The organism is Streptomyces sp. NPDC086519 (genome assembly GCF_040686075.1).
GTDB lineage: Bacteria > Actinomycetota > Actinomycetes > Streptomycetales > Streptomycetaceae > Streptomyces > Streptomyces shenzhenensis.
The window spans coordinates 443,115-458,484 of the sequence record NZ_JBFBJL010000001.1; the positions used below are offsets into that span (position 1 = coordinate 443,115).

Here is a 15,370-nt window from a genome sequence, read left to right on the forward strand (position 1 = left end):
CGGGGCGCCCTCGGCGGCATCAGGTGACGACGGCCCTGCGCGACCTCTTCGGCAACGCTCCCGTCCCCGACGGCGCGGCCTGGCCGGTGGTGCACCCCGTCCTGGGCTCGCTCGTCTGGAGCGTGGTCCTCATCGCCGTCTTCCTGCCCCTCGCCGTCCGCCGGTACGGGCGCTGCTGACAAACCCGGCGGTCACCGGACATGATCCGGTCCATGGACCGTCTCCCCCTGCCTCTCGAAGGCATCACCGTCGTCGCCGTCGAACAGGCCGTGGCCGCCCCCTTCGCCACCCGGCAGCTCGCCGACCTCGGGGCCCGGGTCATCAAGGTGGAGCGGACCGACGGCGGGGACTTCGCGCGTGGCTACGACACCGCCGCCCGGGGGCTCGCCTCGCACTTCGTGTGGTGCAACCGGGGCAAGGAGTCCATCGCGCTGGACCTCAAGGACCCACGCGGCCTGGACGTCGTACGGCGGCTGATCGCGGACGCGGACGTCTTCGTGCAGAACCTGGCCCACGGTGCCGCGTCCCGGCTCGGGCTCGACGCGGCCACGCTGTGCGCCGCGCACCCCCGGCTGGTCGCGGTGGACATCTCCGGGTACGGGGCGTCGGGGCCGTACGCCGGCAAACGCGCGTACGACATGCTCGTGCAGTGCGAGGCGGGGCTGGTGTCGGTCACCGGGACGCCGGAGCAGCCCGTGAAGGCCGGGATCCCGGCCGCGGACATCGCGGCGGCCATGTACGCCTTCTCGGGGGTCCTCGCGGCGCTGGTGCGGCGCGGGACCACCGGGAGGGGCGGGCCGGTGGAGGTGTCGATGCTGGAGGCACTGGCCGAGTGGCTCGGGCATCCGCTGCATCACACGATGCACGGCGGGACGCCGCCCGAGCGCACGGGTCTGGCGCATGCCGTGATCGCGCCGTACGACGCCTATCCGACCGCGGACGGCGGGCGGGTGCTGCTGTCCGTGCAGAACGACCGGGAGTGGCGGCGGCTGGCCGAACAGGTGATCGGCCAGCCCGAGTTGGGCGCGGATCCGGCGTTCGCGACGAACGCGGCGCGGGTGGCGAACCGGGCACGGACCGACGCAGTCGTCGGCACCGCGCTCAAGGCGCTCGGTGCCGACGAGGCGCTGGCACGGCTGGAGGCCGCGGGCATCGCGTGCGCACGGCTGCGGGATCTGCGGGAACTGGCCGGGCATCCGCAGCTGGCGGCGCGGCAGCGGTGGCGGGAGGTGGGGTCGCCGGCCGGGCCACTGCGTGCGCTGCTGCCCCCCATCACACTGCCGGGCGGGGACGAGCCGCGGATGGGGGACGTGCCCGCGCTCGGGCAGCACACCGGAGCGCTGCTGCGTGCCGTGGGGATGACGGACGCCGAGATCGCAGCGTTGCGCCGGGACGGTGTGGCGGCCTGAGCGCGGGCGTGACGGTCAGGCGGTCAGTGCTTGTTGCCGCCGAACAGCGATCGGCGCAGCCGGCGCAGCGGCGCGAAGAGGGAGACACGGCCGACCCGCGTCACCCGGTCGCTGCGCTGCGCGGGTTCACGCGATGTCAGCTCACGCATCAGCGACGTCGCCTCGACCGCCTGCTGCTGCGGTATGGCGGGACCCGCCAGCACCGACAGATGGCGGTCGAGGCGCGAACTGGTCGCGCCGCTCCCGCAGGTGATCGCAGGAACCCTCGCCCTGCTGCGTGTTATCTGATCCATGTCACTCCCCACCCGTACGAGTCCACCCGGCCCGGGCAGGGTAACCCTATCGCCCCGAGGGGGCACTCGTGTATCGCGGTCACAGGATTCACCTTCCCCGCAAGGGTGTTGACGACCCCTCTTGAACTACGCTTCGATTACTTTCCGAATCCAACCGATTTCAGGGCGAGTTGGACAACTGGCTGGCTGGTGGGCTGTGCTGACCCTCCGGCGGGCTCGACGGTCACGGCGAGTGACGTCGCGGACCTGCTCAGCCCCGTCGCGACCAGGGGTGTGCCGGCCTTGAAGAGCCCGAGGGAGCGCGGTTGCACACGGGGGCGCATGAGCCAGAGCTGGTGCACCCGGCCGTTCGCCGGGGTGCCGTATCCGCTGAGGGTGACGACGGCCCGCCCCTCCGAAACGGAGGCCACCGCTCCGATACTCCGGCCCTGGGCGTCCTGGTAGCTGGTCGCGCGGGCGTCGGTCGCGGCCAGAACGTGGGCGATCTCACGTGACTGGGAGCGCGCGGCGTCGAGCTGCTCCCGGGTCCGGTCGGCCTGCACCGCGAACAGCGAGGCGACGACCAGCGCGGCGGCCGCGGTGGCGGTGGCGAACGGCACGAACAGCGGACGCGGCCGCCGGCGCGGCGGCGGGGGCTGTACGCCCCAGACGTGCGGCGGCAGATTGGGCACGCGCTCCTGGCCCAGGGCCGGCTCCTGCGGGGTGGCGCGCACGGCGGCCAGCACCCGGTCGCGCATCGCGAGCGGCGGCGGGGCCGCCGTCGACCAGGCGAGCCGTACCGCGTCCTCGGTCAGCGCCCGGACCTCGTCGGCACACCGGCCGCAGTCCTTGAGATGCCTCTCGAAGCGCCGCCGTTCACCGGCGTCCAGGGCGTCAAGGGCGTAGGGCGCGGCCAGCGAGTGCAGGTCCTCGCGGTGCAGCAGGCGGCCGACGAGACTCATGCGGCGCCTCCCAGACAGTCGCGCATCCGGGTGAGTCCGTCACGCATTCGGGTCTTGACCGTGCCCAGCGGCAGCTTGAGCCGCTCGGCGACCTCACGGTAGGTGTAGCCGTCGTAGTAGGCGAGCGTGACGGACTGGCGCTGCAGGGCGGTGAGACGGTCCAGGCAGCGGCGCACCCACTCACGCTCCAGGCCGGCCTCCACCGTTTCGGCGACCTGGTCGAAGGCGGGTTCGCCGGCGCGCAGGGCCTCGCGCTGTTCGCGTTCGCCGGCCGCGCGGGCGCTGCGCACCCGGTCGACGGCGCGGCGGTGGGCGAGAGTGAGGATCCAGGACAGGGCACTGCCCCGGGCGGGGTCGAACCTGGCCGCGGAGCGCCAGAGTTCGAGCAGCACCTCCTGGGCCACCTCCTCGGACTGGGCGGGGTCGCGGACCACGCGTCGCACGAGCCCGAACACCGGACCGGACACAAGTCCGTAGAGGTCCTCGAACGCCTTCTGGTCGCCAGCGGCGACGAGCACCAGCAGTTCGTCCGCCTCCACCCCGTCCCCCCTCCTGTGGCCGCACCCGGCCCGTCCTCCCACACCAGGCATTCGCAACTGACACACCTCCGGCAGAAGTACGTACGCGAGCGCCCGAAACGCGGGTTGACCACGAAAAAAGATTTTCTTTCTGCGGACCAATCCAAACGGCCTCGCCGCTCCGTATACCCGTCCGTCAAGCAAGTTGGGACCGAGGGACGGACGGCATGACACCTCTAAACTCCAGGAGCGGCGCACGGCGCAAAGGCCTCGTCACGCTCATCTGTGGGGCACTGGCCACCGGCGGGATCACAGCCGCCAGCGTCGCCGCGCTGGAACCGGGGGCGGCCTCCGCCTCCTCCCACCGGGAGGCCCCGCTCATCTCGGGCACCCCGCAGTACGACAACACCGACCTGTACGCGTTCGTCAGCCCGGACAAGTCCGACACCACGACGATCGTGTCGGACTACATCCCCTTCGAGGAGCCGGCCGGCGGCCCGAACTTCTACCAGTTCGCCGACGACGCCCAGTACGACATCCACATCGACAACAACGGTGACGCACTGGACGACCTGATCTTCCGTTACACGTTCCGCACCAAGATCAAGAACAAGAACACGTTCCTTTACAACACGGGCGTGGTCGACAGCCTCAACGACCCCGACCTGAACGTCACGCAGTCGTACGACCTCGACCTCATCAAGCTGAAGAACGGCAAGCAGCAGTACCGGACGAGGATCGCCGACAACATCCCGGCGGCTCCCTCGGACGTCGGCAAGGCGTCGATGCCCGACTACGCGAAGCTGCGCTCCCAGGCCATCTACAAGACGGCGAACGGCGGCGCGACCTTCGCCGGCCAGGCCGACGACCCGTTCTTCGCCGACCTGCGCGTCTTCGACCTGCTGTACGGCGGCAACCTCTCCGAGGTCGGGCGGGACACCCTCAAGGGCTACAACGTCAACACGATCGCCCTCCAGGTGCCGAACTCCCTGATCCGGCAGTCGGCGTCGCGTCCGACCGTCGGCATCTACGCGACGACCCAGCGCAGGAACGCGCAGGGCTACTACGCGCAGGTCTCGCGCCTGGGCAACCCGCTGGTCAACGAGGTCGTCAACCCGCAGAAGGACAAGGACAGGTTCAACGCGTCCCAGCCGAAGGACGACGCGCAGTTCCTGAAGAACGTCACCAACCCGGAACTGCCGAAGCTGATCCAGCAGATCTACAACATCAAGGCGCCGTCCGAGCCCCGCAACGACCTCGTCAGCGTGTTCCTCACGGGCGTCAAGGGCCTCAACACGGAGCAGCCGCAGGCGAAGCCGTCGGAGATGCTCCGCCTGAACACGTCCATCAAGCCCACCGCCAAGCCCAAGCGGCTCGGTGTCCTGGACGGCGACAACGCGGGCTTCCCGAACGGGCGCCGGCTCACCGACGACGTGATCGACGAGGCGCTCCAGGTCATGGAGGGCGAACTGGTCGGTTCCAAGAACGACCTGGGCGACGCGGTCGACAAGAACGACAAGGGCTTCGAGAAGTACTTCCCGTACGTGGCCGAGCCGACGTCCGGCTCGCGCGGTGCGCTCGCCAAGAGCGCGGCCCAGAGCAGCACGAAGAGCGCGCTGGGCGACGCCCTGACCGGTTCCGGTGACAGCAACACGACACTGATCGCCGGGTCGGCGGCCGCGGGTGCGGCGGGCGTGCTGCTGATCGGCACCGGGTTCGGCTGGTGGCGGCGTCGGATGCGGCGGCCGTACTAGTCGCCGTTCCGGCAAGGGCGGTTGGGTGACTGCGGGTCGGCGGTGGCCGGTCGCGCCCGCGCGACGGTGGTCGCACATCCATCACAGCCCCGCACCCCTTCGGGGCGCTCGACACGCCCCTCATTTACTGGCGCGGCCCGCACCCACCCAATCCCCCACGGCGCGGGCCGCGCCGCCCCGCACGAACAGCTACTAGGAGAGGGCATGGCCCCGGGTACGAACGACAAGCAGCCCGCCGAGACCAAGGACGACGAGCGCGTCGCCGCCCTGCGCCGGTTCGCCGCCGCGGGGCGGAACTGGCGGCGGGCCCGACTCGCCGGTTCCGCCCTGCTGATGGCGATCGCGCTGACCGGCGGGGCGATCGCCTTCGGGTCCGACGGGGACAGCGGTACGGCGGCGGTGGCCACGTCGAGCGCGGTGGACCCGGCGCTGCTGGCGAGCGGGGACCTCGACACCACGATCGCCTCTCTCCAGGCCCATCTCCGCACCCAGCCGAAGGACTCCGACAGCTGGGCCACCCTCGGCCTCGCCTACGTCGAGCAGGCGCGCACCAAGGGCGACCCGTCCCGCTACCCGCAGGCCGAGAAGGCCCTCAGGCGCGCGCTCCGGATCACCCCGGACAACGACCAGGCGCTGGCCGCCGAGGCCGCGCTCGCCGCCGCCCGGCACGAGTTCGCGCCGGCGCTCACCTACGCCGACCAGGCCCTGAAGCAGAACGCGTACAACGCGAACGCCCTGTCCTCGCGTATCGACGCCCTGGTCGAGCTCGGCCGCTACGACGAGGCGAGCAAGGCGGCCGACCTCGCCGACCGGCGCAAGCCGGGCGTACCGGTCTTCACGCGGTACGCGTATGTCCGGGAGCTGCGCGGTGACGTGCGGGGCGCCCGGCGGGTGCTGGCGCAGGCCCTGTCCACGGCCACGTCGAAGGGCGACATCTCCTACGTGGCCGCCCAGCTCGGTCTGCTCGCCTGGAACCAGGGCGACTACAAGAGCGCGCTGAACTACTACGCCCGCGCCCTGGCCGCCGACGAGAACTACCTTCCGGCGCTGGAGGGCCGGGCCCGCGCCCAGGCGGCGACCGGCGACCGGGCCGACGCCATCAAGGGCATGGAACTGGTCGTCTCCCGCTACCCCCTGCCCCAGCCCCTGGTCGAACTCGGCGAGTTGTACGAGGACCGGGGCGCCAAGGGCGACAAGGTGAAGGCCGAGAACCAGTACGCCCTCGTCGAGGCCTGGATCGCGCTCGCCCGCGCCAACGGCGTCAACGCCGACCTCGACACCGCCCTCGCCGCCGCCGATCACGGCGACAAGGCCGAGGCGCTGAAGGCCGCGCGCACCGAGTGGGCCCGCCGTCACACCGTGCACACCGCGGACGCGCTGGCCTGGGCCCTGCATGTCAACGGCAAGGACAAGGAGGCGCTGCCCTACGCCCGGCAGTCCACCGCCACCGGCTACCACAACGCCTCCTTCCTCTACCACCTGGGCATGATCGAGCTGGCGGCCGGCCAGAAGGCGGCCGGCCGGGCCGCCCTCGCCAAGGCCCTCAAGCTCAACCCGGGCTTCTCCCCGCTGGGCGCCCGTGCGGCCCGCAAGGCGCTGGAGGCCGCGAAGTGAACCTGCGCCGGATCGCCGCCCTCTTCACCACGGCCTGCGCCCTCGCTCTCCTCCCCGCCACGGCCGCGAGCGCCCACCCGCTCGGCAACTTCACCGTCAACAAGTACGACGGTCTCGTCGCCGCCCCCGGACAGCTCCGCGTCGACCACTTCGAGGACCTCGCCGAGATCCCGGCGACCCAGGCCAAGCCCGACCTGAAGCGGCTGGGCACCGCCAAGTGGGCCGAGCAGCGCTGCACGACGGCGGCGGACGGCAGCAGGCTCACCGTCGACGGCACGGCCACGGCCCTGGCCGTCACCACCAGCCACGCCGAACTGCGCCCCGGTCAGGCGGGGCTGAACACTCTGCGGGTGTCGTGCCGGTTCACCGCGCCGCTCCCGAAGGGCGCCGCCGTCACCCTGGCCTTCCACAGCGCGGGCACCGACTCCGGCCCCGGCTGGCGGGAGATCACGGCGCGCGTCGACCGGATGACGCTGACGAAGACGGACGTACCGAAGACGTCCGTCTCCCACGAACTCACCAGCTACCCCAAGGACCTGCTCTCCTCCCCCGCCGACATCACCAGCGCCGCCCTCCGGGTACGGCCGGGCGGCCCCGCCCTCGCCGAGGACCGGCAGGCCACCCCGGGTGCCGAGATCCTCCCCCGGGGCATCGACCGCTGGACCCAGGCCCTGACCGACCTGGTCGCCCGCCACCACCTCACCGTCGGCTTCGCGGTGCTGGCCCTGTTCATCGCGATCGGCCTCGGCGCGATGCACGCCCTCGCACCGGGCCACGGCAAGACCCTGATGGCGGCGACCGCGGCGGCCCGGGGCGGCCGCGCCCGCCTCCGTGACGTCCTCCCGCTGGCCGCGTCGGTCACGGTCACCCACACCCTGGGCGTGGTCGCCCTCGGCGTCCTGGTGACGGCGGGCTCGGCGGCCACGCCCTCGGTGATCGCCTGGCTCGGCATCGCGAGCGGCCTCATGGTCCTCGCCGCGGGCGCGAACCTGACCCGCAGGGCCTGGCGGAACAGGGCCCACGAACAGGCGCATGCCCACGGCCACCACCATCACCACGAGCATGCTCACGACCCGGCCGAGAAGCGAGAACCGGCCCTGGTCGGCGCCCACCAGCACACCCGCGCCCACACGCACGACCACGCCCACGACCACCCTCACGACCACGCTCATGGCCACGCTCATGGCCATGACCACGGCGCTCAGCCACATTCCTCAGCCCGTCCGGCGTTTGAGGACGAGGCCGTTCAGGCCGAAGGGGGGTCCGGAGGCGCGGCCCCCGCTGGCGGCCACACCGACCTGCCGCACACGCACGGCGGCCACACCCACACCCACCCCACGGCCCCCACCCTCCGCGGCACCGTACTCCTCGGCTTCGCCGGCGGCCTCGTCCCCAGCCCCTCCGCCGTCGTCGTGCTCGTCGGCGCCGCTGCCCTCGGCCAGGCCTGGTTCGGGCTGCTTCTCGTCGTCGCCTACGGCGTCGGTCTCGCACTGACGCTGACCGCCGCCGGGTTCGCCGTCGTCAAGCTGGGTACGGGAATGACTCAGGTGATGGACAAGCGCCCTCGCTGGACCGCCCACCCCATCGCCACGCTGGTCCGCAGGACCACCCCGCTCGCCTCGGCGCTCGTGGTCGTGGCCCTGGGCGCCGGACTGGTGCTCAAGGGGGCCGCATCCGCATTCCTCTGAGTTACGTTTGTGATGAATTCGCGCGAGCTGCCGTGGGGGGCACCCGTGACCGAACAGCCGGGTCGTGAGCGAGTGATCGCGGGCCGCTACCGACTGCTGTCCCCGCTGGGCGAGGGCGGCATGGGCACCGTGTGGCGGGCCCGCGACGAGGTGCTGGGCCGTGACGTCGCCGTCAAGGAGGTGCGGGCGCCCGCCGGGCTGCCCGGCTCCGACGTCGAGCGGATGTACGCCCGTCTGGAACGCGAGGCCTGGGCCGCGGCCCGGGTCGCGAACCGCAATGTCGTCACGGTGTACGACGTGGCGATGGAGGGCGGACGGCCCTGGATCGTCATGGAGTTGGTCCCGGGCGTGTCCCTGGCCGACGTGCTGGAGGCGGAGGGGCCGATGTCGCCGCAGCGGGCGGCGGGCGTCGGCGCCGAGGTGCTGTCCGCGCTGCGCTCCGCGCATGCCGCCGGGGTGCTGCACCGGGACGTGAAGCCCGGCAACGTGCTGCTGTCGAACGACGGCCGGGTGGTGCTCACCGACTTCGGGATCGCCACGGTCGAGGGCAGTTCGGCGCTGACCATGACCGGCGAGGTGATCGGTTCACCGGAGTTCCTCGCCCCGGAGCGGGCGCTCGGACGGGCGTTCGGCCCCGAGTCCGACCTGTGGTCGCTCGGCGTGCTGCTGTACGCGGCGGTGGAGGGCGCCTCGCCGTTCCGGCAGGACACCCCGCTGAACACCCTGCGGGCCGTGGTGGACGAGGAGTTGCCGCCGCCGTACCGGGCCGGGCCGCTCGCCCCCGTCATCGAGGGACTGCTCCGCAAGGACCCGGCGCAGCGGCTGTCGGCCGAACAAGCCGAGCATGACCTGCGGTTGATCGCGGCCGGGGGCACCCTGAGCACAGCCCTCACCGTCCCGGTCCCGGCACCGTACGAGGCCCCGACCCTCGTCGCCCGGCAGCCTCGGCCCTCCTCGCCCACGCCCCCGATGCCCCTCCCGACGGACACCCGGCCGCCGGCCTCGGACCACGACGGCAACCGCAGGGCCGGTACCGTGCTGCTCATCGGACTTGTACTGGTCGTCCTCGCGCTCGGCGGGCTGACGTACGTCCTTCTCAACCGGAACAACGGCGACAGCGGCGGCGGCAACGCCGGTGCCAGTCAGTCGGCCAGCAGCCTCAGCTCCCCGGCGCCCAGCCGGAGCAGCACGACCGGGTCCGGGTCCCCGTCGGCGTCCGCGAGCAGCAGCGCGCCCGCGCAGAGTGTGAAGGTCAGTGTGGCCGGGTCCCGTACGGACTACTCGGGGGCCTGTCCGCCGTCGTCCGCGCAGGCGCCGACGTTCACGGCGACGTTCACGGTGGGGAGCGTGCCCGCGGACGTGCAGTACCGGTGGGTGCTGAAGAACGGGACGCTCAACGACCAGGGCTGGAAGACGCTGTCCTTCCCGGACGGCGGCGGGAAGACCCGGCAGACGAGGGTGACGGTGACGACCTGGTCCGACAGCGGGACGCTGAGCGACGCGATCGCCGTTGAGGTGCGCAGCCCGGTGGAGACGACGTCCGACTCGGTGCCGTTCTCGGTGACCTGCACCAGCACGACGGAGACCCCGACCGGCGGGGCCTCCCCTTCGGCTTCGCCTTCGCCTTCGAGTTCGAACTAGAACTCAGGAAGCGTTGGCGGTCAGGACCGGCAGATAGCCGCCGGAGTGGCCGTCCGCGGTGGGGTGGTACGACTCGGTGATGTCCAGCCAGTTGACGCTGTGCAGCCAGGAGCTGCCGGAGCAGATCTCGTGGCTGGAGAACGCGGAGCGGACGTCGCCGAAGGTGAACCCGTGGTCGGCCGCGCGCTTGGCGATCGCGGTGTCGATGTAGTCGGCGGCGTTGTTGATGGCGGTGCGCTTGGCCGTGGAGAGACCGAGACAGGTGGTGCCCAGCAGATAGAAGCGGGGGTAACCGAGCACGACGACCTTGGCGTTGGGGGCCTTGGCGCTGATCGCGTCGTAGACGTTGTCGAGTTTGCCGGGGAGGGTGGAGTCGACGTAGGCCTCCGCGGTGCTGATGCGGGACAGGCAGGTGCTGTCGGAGCTGAGCACACAGGTCGTCATGATGTCGGCGAAGCCTGCGTCGTTGCCGCCGATGCTGATGGAGACCAGGGCGGTCGAGGAGCTGAGCGTGCCGAGCTGACTGGAGAGCACATCGTCGGTGGTGGCGCCCGAACAGGCGAGGAACGAGAACGCGGACGGGCTGTGGGCGGCGTTCCACAGGTAGGGGTAGGCCTTGGTGCTGCGGTCGCAGCTGCCACTTGAGCTGATGTAGCTGCCGGCGCCGACGCCGGAGGAGTACGAGTCGCCGAGTGCCACATAGCCCCCGGTCGCGGCCTGCGCTTCCGTCGCGGCCGCCCCGGTGAGGGCGAGGCCGGTGGCGAGGAGGAGTGAAGTCACGTATGCCGTAATTCGGGAACGTCTCATGGAACCTCCCTTTAGCAGGATCTCTGCAACAACCGTCTTAGCAACTACGCGCGTTGACGGGAAGTGTCCATGCCAAAACCGTTCCGGACCTCAACTAGCCCTGACCTGACCGAAAGTGTGCGTTCCAGGCCCAAAGGCCCGCTTGACGCCTCGCGTTCAGCGCGAACCGGCACGACCAGGACCGGTGAGGGATCTGGGGCCCCTGCCCACGGGGGCCACGACGGCCGTCGCCGGGACCGGTGCGGCGCTCTGGTAGCGGTCGGGGGTGGGCGCGGTCTCCAGGGCGGCCTGGCTCGCCGTCACCGGTGGTGCCCGCGGTGCCGGCGCCGCCTCCGGGAAGTGTGCTGATCGGTGTCACGATCAGGACGAGTGCGGCCACGCCCACCCCGAGCAGGGCGGTGAGCCGCCACCGCCGAGCTCCTGAATTCCGCCCATGACGTCCCGTCAAGGACAACAGTGGTCGCGGACATCGCCCCGGAGGCGGGTGCCGGCGATCACCTGCCGTGCCACAGGATCGGGGGCGCGCCGGGCTGTGCGCCTGGCCTCCTCGGGGTACTCCGGAAGCTCGGCGCGCGCCCGACACTCCCCTCCCGCTTCGGAAAACGGGTGCGCGGCGGGCCCCGGTGACGGATCATGGCCGCATGTCTGCCAAGCCGCACGAGACGCTGCCGATCCGGCTGAACGTCGACGACTCCGACTCCCCGTCCGATGTCGTCGACGCGCTGTTCCTCGGCCGCTTCGCGACGGGCGAGCAGCCGTACTCGCACGCGGCGAACATCGACCGGGTGCGCTCCGGGGCGACCCTGCTGCCGAAGGAGGCGCGGGTGCTGCGGGTGGCCCGCGACGACGACCGCAGCGCGACCCTGGCGGAGGGCGACGGCTGGACCCTGCTGGTCTCCCGCTGGAACCGGGGCGCGGACGTCACGGTCACCGCGACCACCGCGGAGCTGGCCTCGAAGGTGCTGAACGAGGCGACGGACGGCGCGGCGGACGAGCCGGAACCGCAGCCGGAGAACGTGACCATGGGTTTCTGGTACGTCTCCCCGCGCCGTGGCCCGCACCGCACCACCCGGCAGATCTCCGCGGGCACCTGGGACGAGGTCCGCGCCAACTACACGGCGCCGGTAGCGGACGCGATGGACCGCCTGATGAAGACGACCCCGGAGGACATCGCCGGCCGGCTCCTGCTGCTGCACGGCCCGCCGGGCACCGGCAAGACCTCCGCCCTGCGCACCCTCGCCCGGTCCTGGCGGGACTGGTGCCAGGTGGACTGCGTCCTCGACCCGGAGCGGCTCTTCTCCGACGTCGGCTACCTGATGGACATCGCGATCGGCGAGGAGGACGGCGCCGGCAAGGGCCGTTGGCGGCTCCTGCTGCTGGAGGACTGCGACGAACTGATCCGCGGCGAGGCCAAGCACACGGCGGGCCAGGCGCTGTCCCGGCTGCTGAACCTCACCGACGGCCTGCTCGGCCAGGGCCGCAACGTGCTGGTCGGCGTCACCACCAACGAGGACCTGGAGCGGCTGCACCCCGCCGTGGTCCGCCCCGGCCGCTGCCTGGCCCGTATCGAGGTGGGCCCGCTGAGCCGTCCCGAGGCGGTGAACTGGCTCGGCACCGAGGAGGGTGTGGGCCGGGACGGAGCGACCCTGGCGGAGCTGTACGCGCTGCGCCGGGGCACCGCGCCGACCTCGGTACCGGGGGCGCGGGAGGACGCGGACGCGGGGCTGTATCTGTAGTGCTTTGATGGGGGTATGCCCCTGTTCATCGGAACGTCGGGCTGGCAGTACAAGGACTGGCGGGACGTCCTGTACCCGGCCGACGTACCCGTGCGCTCGTGGCTGGAGACCTACGCGGAGCACTTCACCACGGTCGAACTGAACAACGCCTTCTACCGCCTCCCGTCCCGCGAGAACTTCGAGTCCTGGCGGGACCGGGTCCCGCCGGACTTCGTGATCGCGGTCAAGGCGAGCCGCTTCCTGACGCACATCAAACGCCTCAAGGACCCCGCGGAGCCGGTCGACCGCCTGATGACCCATGCCGCGGGCCTCGGCGACCGGCTGGGCCCGGTCCTCCTCCAACTCCCACCGACACTCAGGGCGGACCCGGCACTGCTGGACGCCTGCCTGGCGTGTTTTCCCCGCGGTACGAGGGTGGCGGTGGAGCCCCGCCATGACTCGTGGTGGACGCGGGAGACCCGCGAGGTCCTGGAGTCCCGGGGCGCGGCCCTGTGCTGGGCCGACATCCAGGCCCGCCCCATGAACCCCCTGTGGCGCACCACCGACTGGGCCTACGTCCGCTTCCACCAGGGCCGGGCCCACCCCTGGCCCCGCTACGGCCGCCGCTGCCTGGAAACGTGGGCCGACCGCATCGCCACGGCGTACCCGAAGAAGACCGACGTCTACACGTACTTCAACAACGACCCGGGCGGGGCGGCGGTGCGGGACGCGGTGGCGTTCGGGAGAGCGGCGGAACGGGCTGGGCTGACGGTGACCCGCACCCCGCAGCTGAGCACGAGCGGCTGACGCCGCGCTGCCCGAGTCGGGCCGAGCGGAGTACGGCACCGCCGGACACCGTCGCGGCGGCGGAAAGGAAGCGATGGCAGAGGCGAAACGACCGGAGCGGCGGCCTCAGGACTCCCCCCGACCCACGGCTTCACACGGCTTCTCACGGCCTCACTCTCCCGGCCACCTCACCCCTTCCCCGACCACACCTCCCCACCAGCTCACCCCTCCCCCCGAACTGGCCTCTCCCCGCCGGTCGCTTGGTGCCGTCGGTCTTCTCTTCCGCCGCCACGGCCATCAGCCACGACGACGGAATCCGGGCGGTGCCGGGCCGCCCTCAGCCCTCCCCGTAGGCCGCCCGCAGGGCATCGCGCGCCGCGGACAGCGCCTCCTCCTCGCCCAACCCCAGCCGCCGCACCCGCTCGGCGTAGGCCTGGGCGGCCAGCGACGCCTCGCGTTCGGCGGCGGAGCCCGCCGCGGCGACGAACGTGCCGTTGCGGCCCCGCGTCTCGATCACCCCGTCCGTCTCCAGCGCCCGGTACGCCTTGGCCACCGTGTTCACCGCCAGGCCCAGCGACTCGGCCAGCCCCCTGACCGTCGGCAGCCGGTACCCCACCGGCAGCACCCCGCCCCGCGCCTGCTCGGAGATCTGCGCCCGCACCTGCTCGTACGGCGGCGCGCTGTCATCGATGTGGATCTTCAAGGTCACGGCCCGATTCTCCCGCACCCGCCGGAAAATGAGAGGCATCCCGCACACGTCCCCGCATAGCGTGCGCCCCATGACAGTGATCGTGCGTGACCTGCGCCCCGATGTCCGGTCCGACGCCGAGGACTTCGCCCGGGTCCGGCGGCTCGCCCTGCCCTACATGCTGTGCACCCCCGAGTCCCTGGTCCACGATCTCACGCACGCCCACCCCGACGCCCGCTTCCGTCTGCTGATCGCGGAGGACGACGGCGAGGTCATCGGCACCGCCCAGGTCGGCCTCGCCCACGAGAGCACGGAACCGGGCCAGGGCTTCGCCAACGTGTACGTGCATCCGGAGCGCACCGGCCGGGGCGCCGGCGCCCTCCTCGTCCGTACCGCGGAGGCGCACCTGTCGGCGGTGGGCGGGAGCACGTCGTACGCCTGGGTCCTGGACGCCCCGTCCAACCGCGCCTTCGCCGAGCGCCGCGGCTACACCGCGAGCCGCTCCGCCCACTTCCTCCGTCTCGACCTGGCGCACGGCACGCTCCCCCCGCTGCGGACTCCCCCGCCCGGCGTGGAGCTGCGCACCGCCGCCGACTTCGCCGACGACCCGCGCCCTCTCTTCGACCTCGACGCGGAGACGATACGGGACGAACCGGGTGACATCGACTTCGAGTTCGCCGACTACGAGGCCTGGCTGGACGAGACCTGGCGGCACCCGCTTTTCAGCCGGGAGCTGACCTCGGTCGTCCTGGTCGACGGGCGCCCCGCGGCCTTCAGCGCGGCCCGCACCGACGGCGGCACACGGTACGGCACCATCATGACCGGCACCGCCCGCGCCTTCCGCGGCCGGGGCCTGGCCAAGCTCGCCAAGAACGACTCCCTGCACCGCGCCCGCGCCACCGGCCGCACGGAGGCGTTCACGGGCAACGACAGCGGCAACGGCCCGATGCTGGCGATCAACAAGTGGTTCGGGTACGAGATCTGCGCGACGGAGGTCAGGTATGTCCGGGAACTCGGCTGAGCCGACGGGCACGGTGGACGTCGTGCTGGTCAAGGCGGGCCGCACGAAGATCAGTTATCCCGCCGTGCTGCTGCACGACGACGGCAACCGGATCGCCGTGCGCGCCCCCTGGGCCGGCGACACGCCCCGCGACTTCGGCTTCGTCCGCTTCGAACAGGGCGACGTCTTCACCGAGGTCTACTGGCGGGACCGCTGGTACGCGGTGAAGGAGGTCCGGGCCGCCGACGGCACACTGAAGGGCTGGTACTGCGACGTCACGCGCCCCGCCACGCTGGCGGGCGGCCGGCTGGTCGTCGAGGACCTCGACCTGGACCTGTGGCGCTCCGCCGACGGCGGGGACGTACGGCGCCTGGACGAGGACGAGTTCGCCGAGAGCGGGCTGGCGGAGCGGGACCCGGAGGCCGCCGCGGCGGCGGTGACCGCGCTCGACACGCTGGAGGCCCTGGCCCACGAACCGGATTTCACCGATCGGCTGTCCCTGCCGGCCTGAAACCC

General features: G+C 72.0%; 14 protein-coding genes and 1 pseudogene. 10 read left to right on the plus strand and 5 right to left on the minus strand.

What is annotated here, in order from left to right:
* Positions 1 to 23: 23 nt before the first annotated feature.
* Both AB0P24_RS02065 and AB0P24_RS02070 read left to right on the plus strand, forming a co-directional pair.
* Positions 24 to 179: pseudogene (locus AB0P24_RS02065) on the plus strand (ABC transporter permease); the annotation flags it as partial.
* A gap of 33 nt (positions 180 to 212) precedes the next feature.
* Complete coding sequence (locus AB0P24_RS02070) at positions 213 to 1,409, plus strand: CaiB/BaiF CoA-transferase family protein (RefSeq protein WP_365790051.1); 1,197 nt, start codon at positions 213 to 215, stop codon at positions 1,407 to 1,409.
* A gap of 23 nt (positions 1,410 to 1,432) precedes the next feature.
* Here AB0P24_RS02070 and AB0P24_RS02075 read toward each other — a convergent pair whose 3' ends face one another.
* From AB0P24_RS02075 to AB0P24_RS02085, 3 genes are all read right to left on the minus strand, one after another.
* Positions 1,433 to 1,702 (minus strand): hypothetical protein, encoded by a 270-nt coding sequence (locus tag AB0P24_RS02075; protein WP_365790053.1) that lies wholly within the window; start codon positions 1,700 to 1,702, stop codon positions 1,433 to 1,435.
* A 137-nt stretch (positions 1,703 to 1,839) separates the two neighbouring features.
* The gene (locus AB0P24_RS02080) at positions 1,840 to 2,643 is read right to left on the minus strand and encodes an anti-sigma factor (protein ID WP_365790056.1); all 804 of its coding nucleotides are present in this window, start codon (positions 2,641 to 2,643) and stop codon (positions 1,840 to 1,842) included.
* Complete coding sequence (locus tag AB0P24_RS02085; RefSeq protein WP_365790058.1) at positions 2,640 to 3,182, minus strand: sigma-70 family RNA polymerase sigma factor; 543 nt, start codon at positions 3,180 to 3,182, stop codon at positions 2,640 to 2,642. Before AB0P24_RS02085 ends, AB0P24_RS02080 begins: the two co-directional genes overlap by 4 nt.
* 206 nt (positions 3,183 to 3,388) lie before the next feature.
* On the opposite strand from AB0P24_RS02085, the gene AB0P24_RS02090 reads away from it, so the two are divergent.
* The 4 genes from AB0P24_RS02090 to AB0P24_RS02105 all read left to right on the plus strand — a co-directional run bounded on the left by AB0P24_RS02090 (position 3,389) and on the right by AB0P24_RS02105 (position 9,858).
* Positions 3,389 to 4,915, plus strand: coding sequence for a DUF4331 domain-containing protein (locus AB0P24_RS02090; RefSeq protein ID WP_365790060.1), 1,527 nt, complete (start codon positions 3,389 to 3,391; stop codon positions 4,913 to 4,915).
* A gap of 204 nt (positions 4,916 to 5,119) precedes the next feature.
* Positions 5,120 to 6,529, plus strand: a complete 1,410-nt coding sequence (locus AB0P24_RS02095) for a tetratricopeptide repeat protein (RefSeq protein WP_365790062.1) — start codon at positions 5,120 to 5,122, stop codon at positions 6,527 to 6,529.
* Positions 6,526 to 8,217: a nickel transporter gene (locus tag AB0P24_RS02100; protein ID WP_365790064.1), complete on the plus strand. Its 1,692-nt coding sequence runs from the start codon at positions 6,526 to 6,528 to the stop codon at positions 8,215 to 8,217. The genes AB0P24_RS02095 and AB0P24_RS02100 overlap by 4 nt, the downstream gene beginning before the upstream one ends.
* A 45-nt stretch (positions 8,218 to 8,262) precedes the next feature.
* Positions 8,263 to 9,858: a serine/threonine-protein kinase gene (locus AB0P24_RS02105; protein ID WP_365790066.1), complete on the plus strand. Its 1,596-nt coding sequence runs from the start codon at positions 8,263 to 8,265 to the stop codon at positions 9,856 to 9,858.
* A gap of 3 nt (positions 9,859 to 9,861) precedes the next feature.
* On the opposite strand, the gene AB0P24_RS02110 is transcribed toward AB0P24_RS02105, so the two are convergent.
* Positions 9,862 to 10,665 carry an SGNH/GDSL hydrolase family protein gene (locus AB0P24_RS02110; RefSeq protein WP_365790068.1) on the minus strand — a complete coding sequence of 268 codons (804 nt, stop codon included), beginning with the start codon at positions 10,663 to 10,665 and terminating at the stop codon, positions 9,862 to 9,864.
* 623 nt (positions 10,666 to 11,288) lie between these two features.
* Between AB0P24_RS02110 and AB0P24_RS02115 the strand changes: the two genes are divergently transcribed.
* A complete protein-coding gene (locus AB0P24_RS02115; RefSeq protein ID WP_365790070.1) occupies positions 11,289 to 12,401 on the plus strand; it encodes a DUF5925 domain-containing protein in 1,113 nt (370 codons plus the stop codon).
* 15 nt (positions 12,402 to 12,416) lie between these two features.
* Positions 12,417 to 13,187 (plus strand): DUF72 domain-containing protein, encoded by a 771-nt coding sequence (locus AB0P24_RS02120; protein ID WP_365790072.1) that lies wholly within the window; start codon positions 12,417 to 12,419, stop codon positions 13,185 to 13,187.
* Positions 13,188 to 13,503: 316 nt separating this feature from the next.
* Here the strand turns inward: AB0P24_RS02120 and AB0P24_RS02125 are convergent, their stop codons facing one another.
* Entirely contained in the window at positions 13,504 to 13,875 is a 372-nt protein-coding gene (locus AB0P24_RS02125) for a GntR family transcriptional regulator (RefSeq protein ID WP_365790075.1), read from the minus strand.
* Positions 13,876 to 13,945: 70 nt separating this feature from the next.
* Here AB0P24_RS02125 and AB0P24_RS02130 point away from each other — a divergent pair, with 70 nt between their 5' ends.
* Positions 13,946 to 14,875, plus strand: a complete 930-nt coding sequence (locus AB0P24_RS02130; protein WP_365790077.1) for a GNAT family N-acetyltransferase — start codon at positions 13,946 to 13,948, stop codon at positions 14,873 to 14,875.
* A complete protein-coding gene (locus AB0P24_RS02135; protein WP_365790079.1) occupies positions 14,856 to 15,365 on the plus strand; it encodes a DUF402 domain-containing protein in 510 nt (169 codons plus the stop codon). Before AB0P24_RS02130 ends, AB0P24_RS02135 begins: the two co-directional genes overlap by 20 nt.
* Positions 15,366 to 15,370 lie beyond the last annotated feature (5 nt).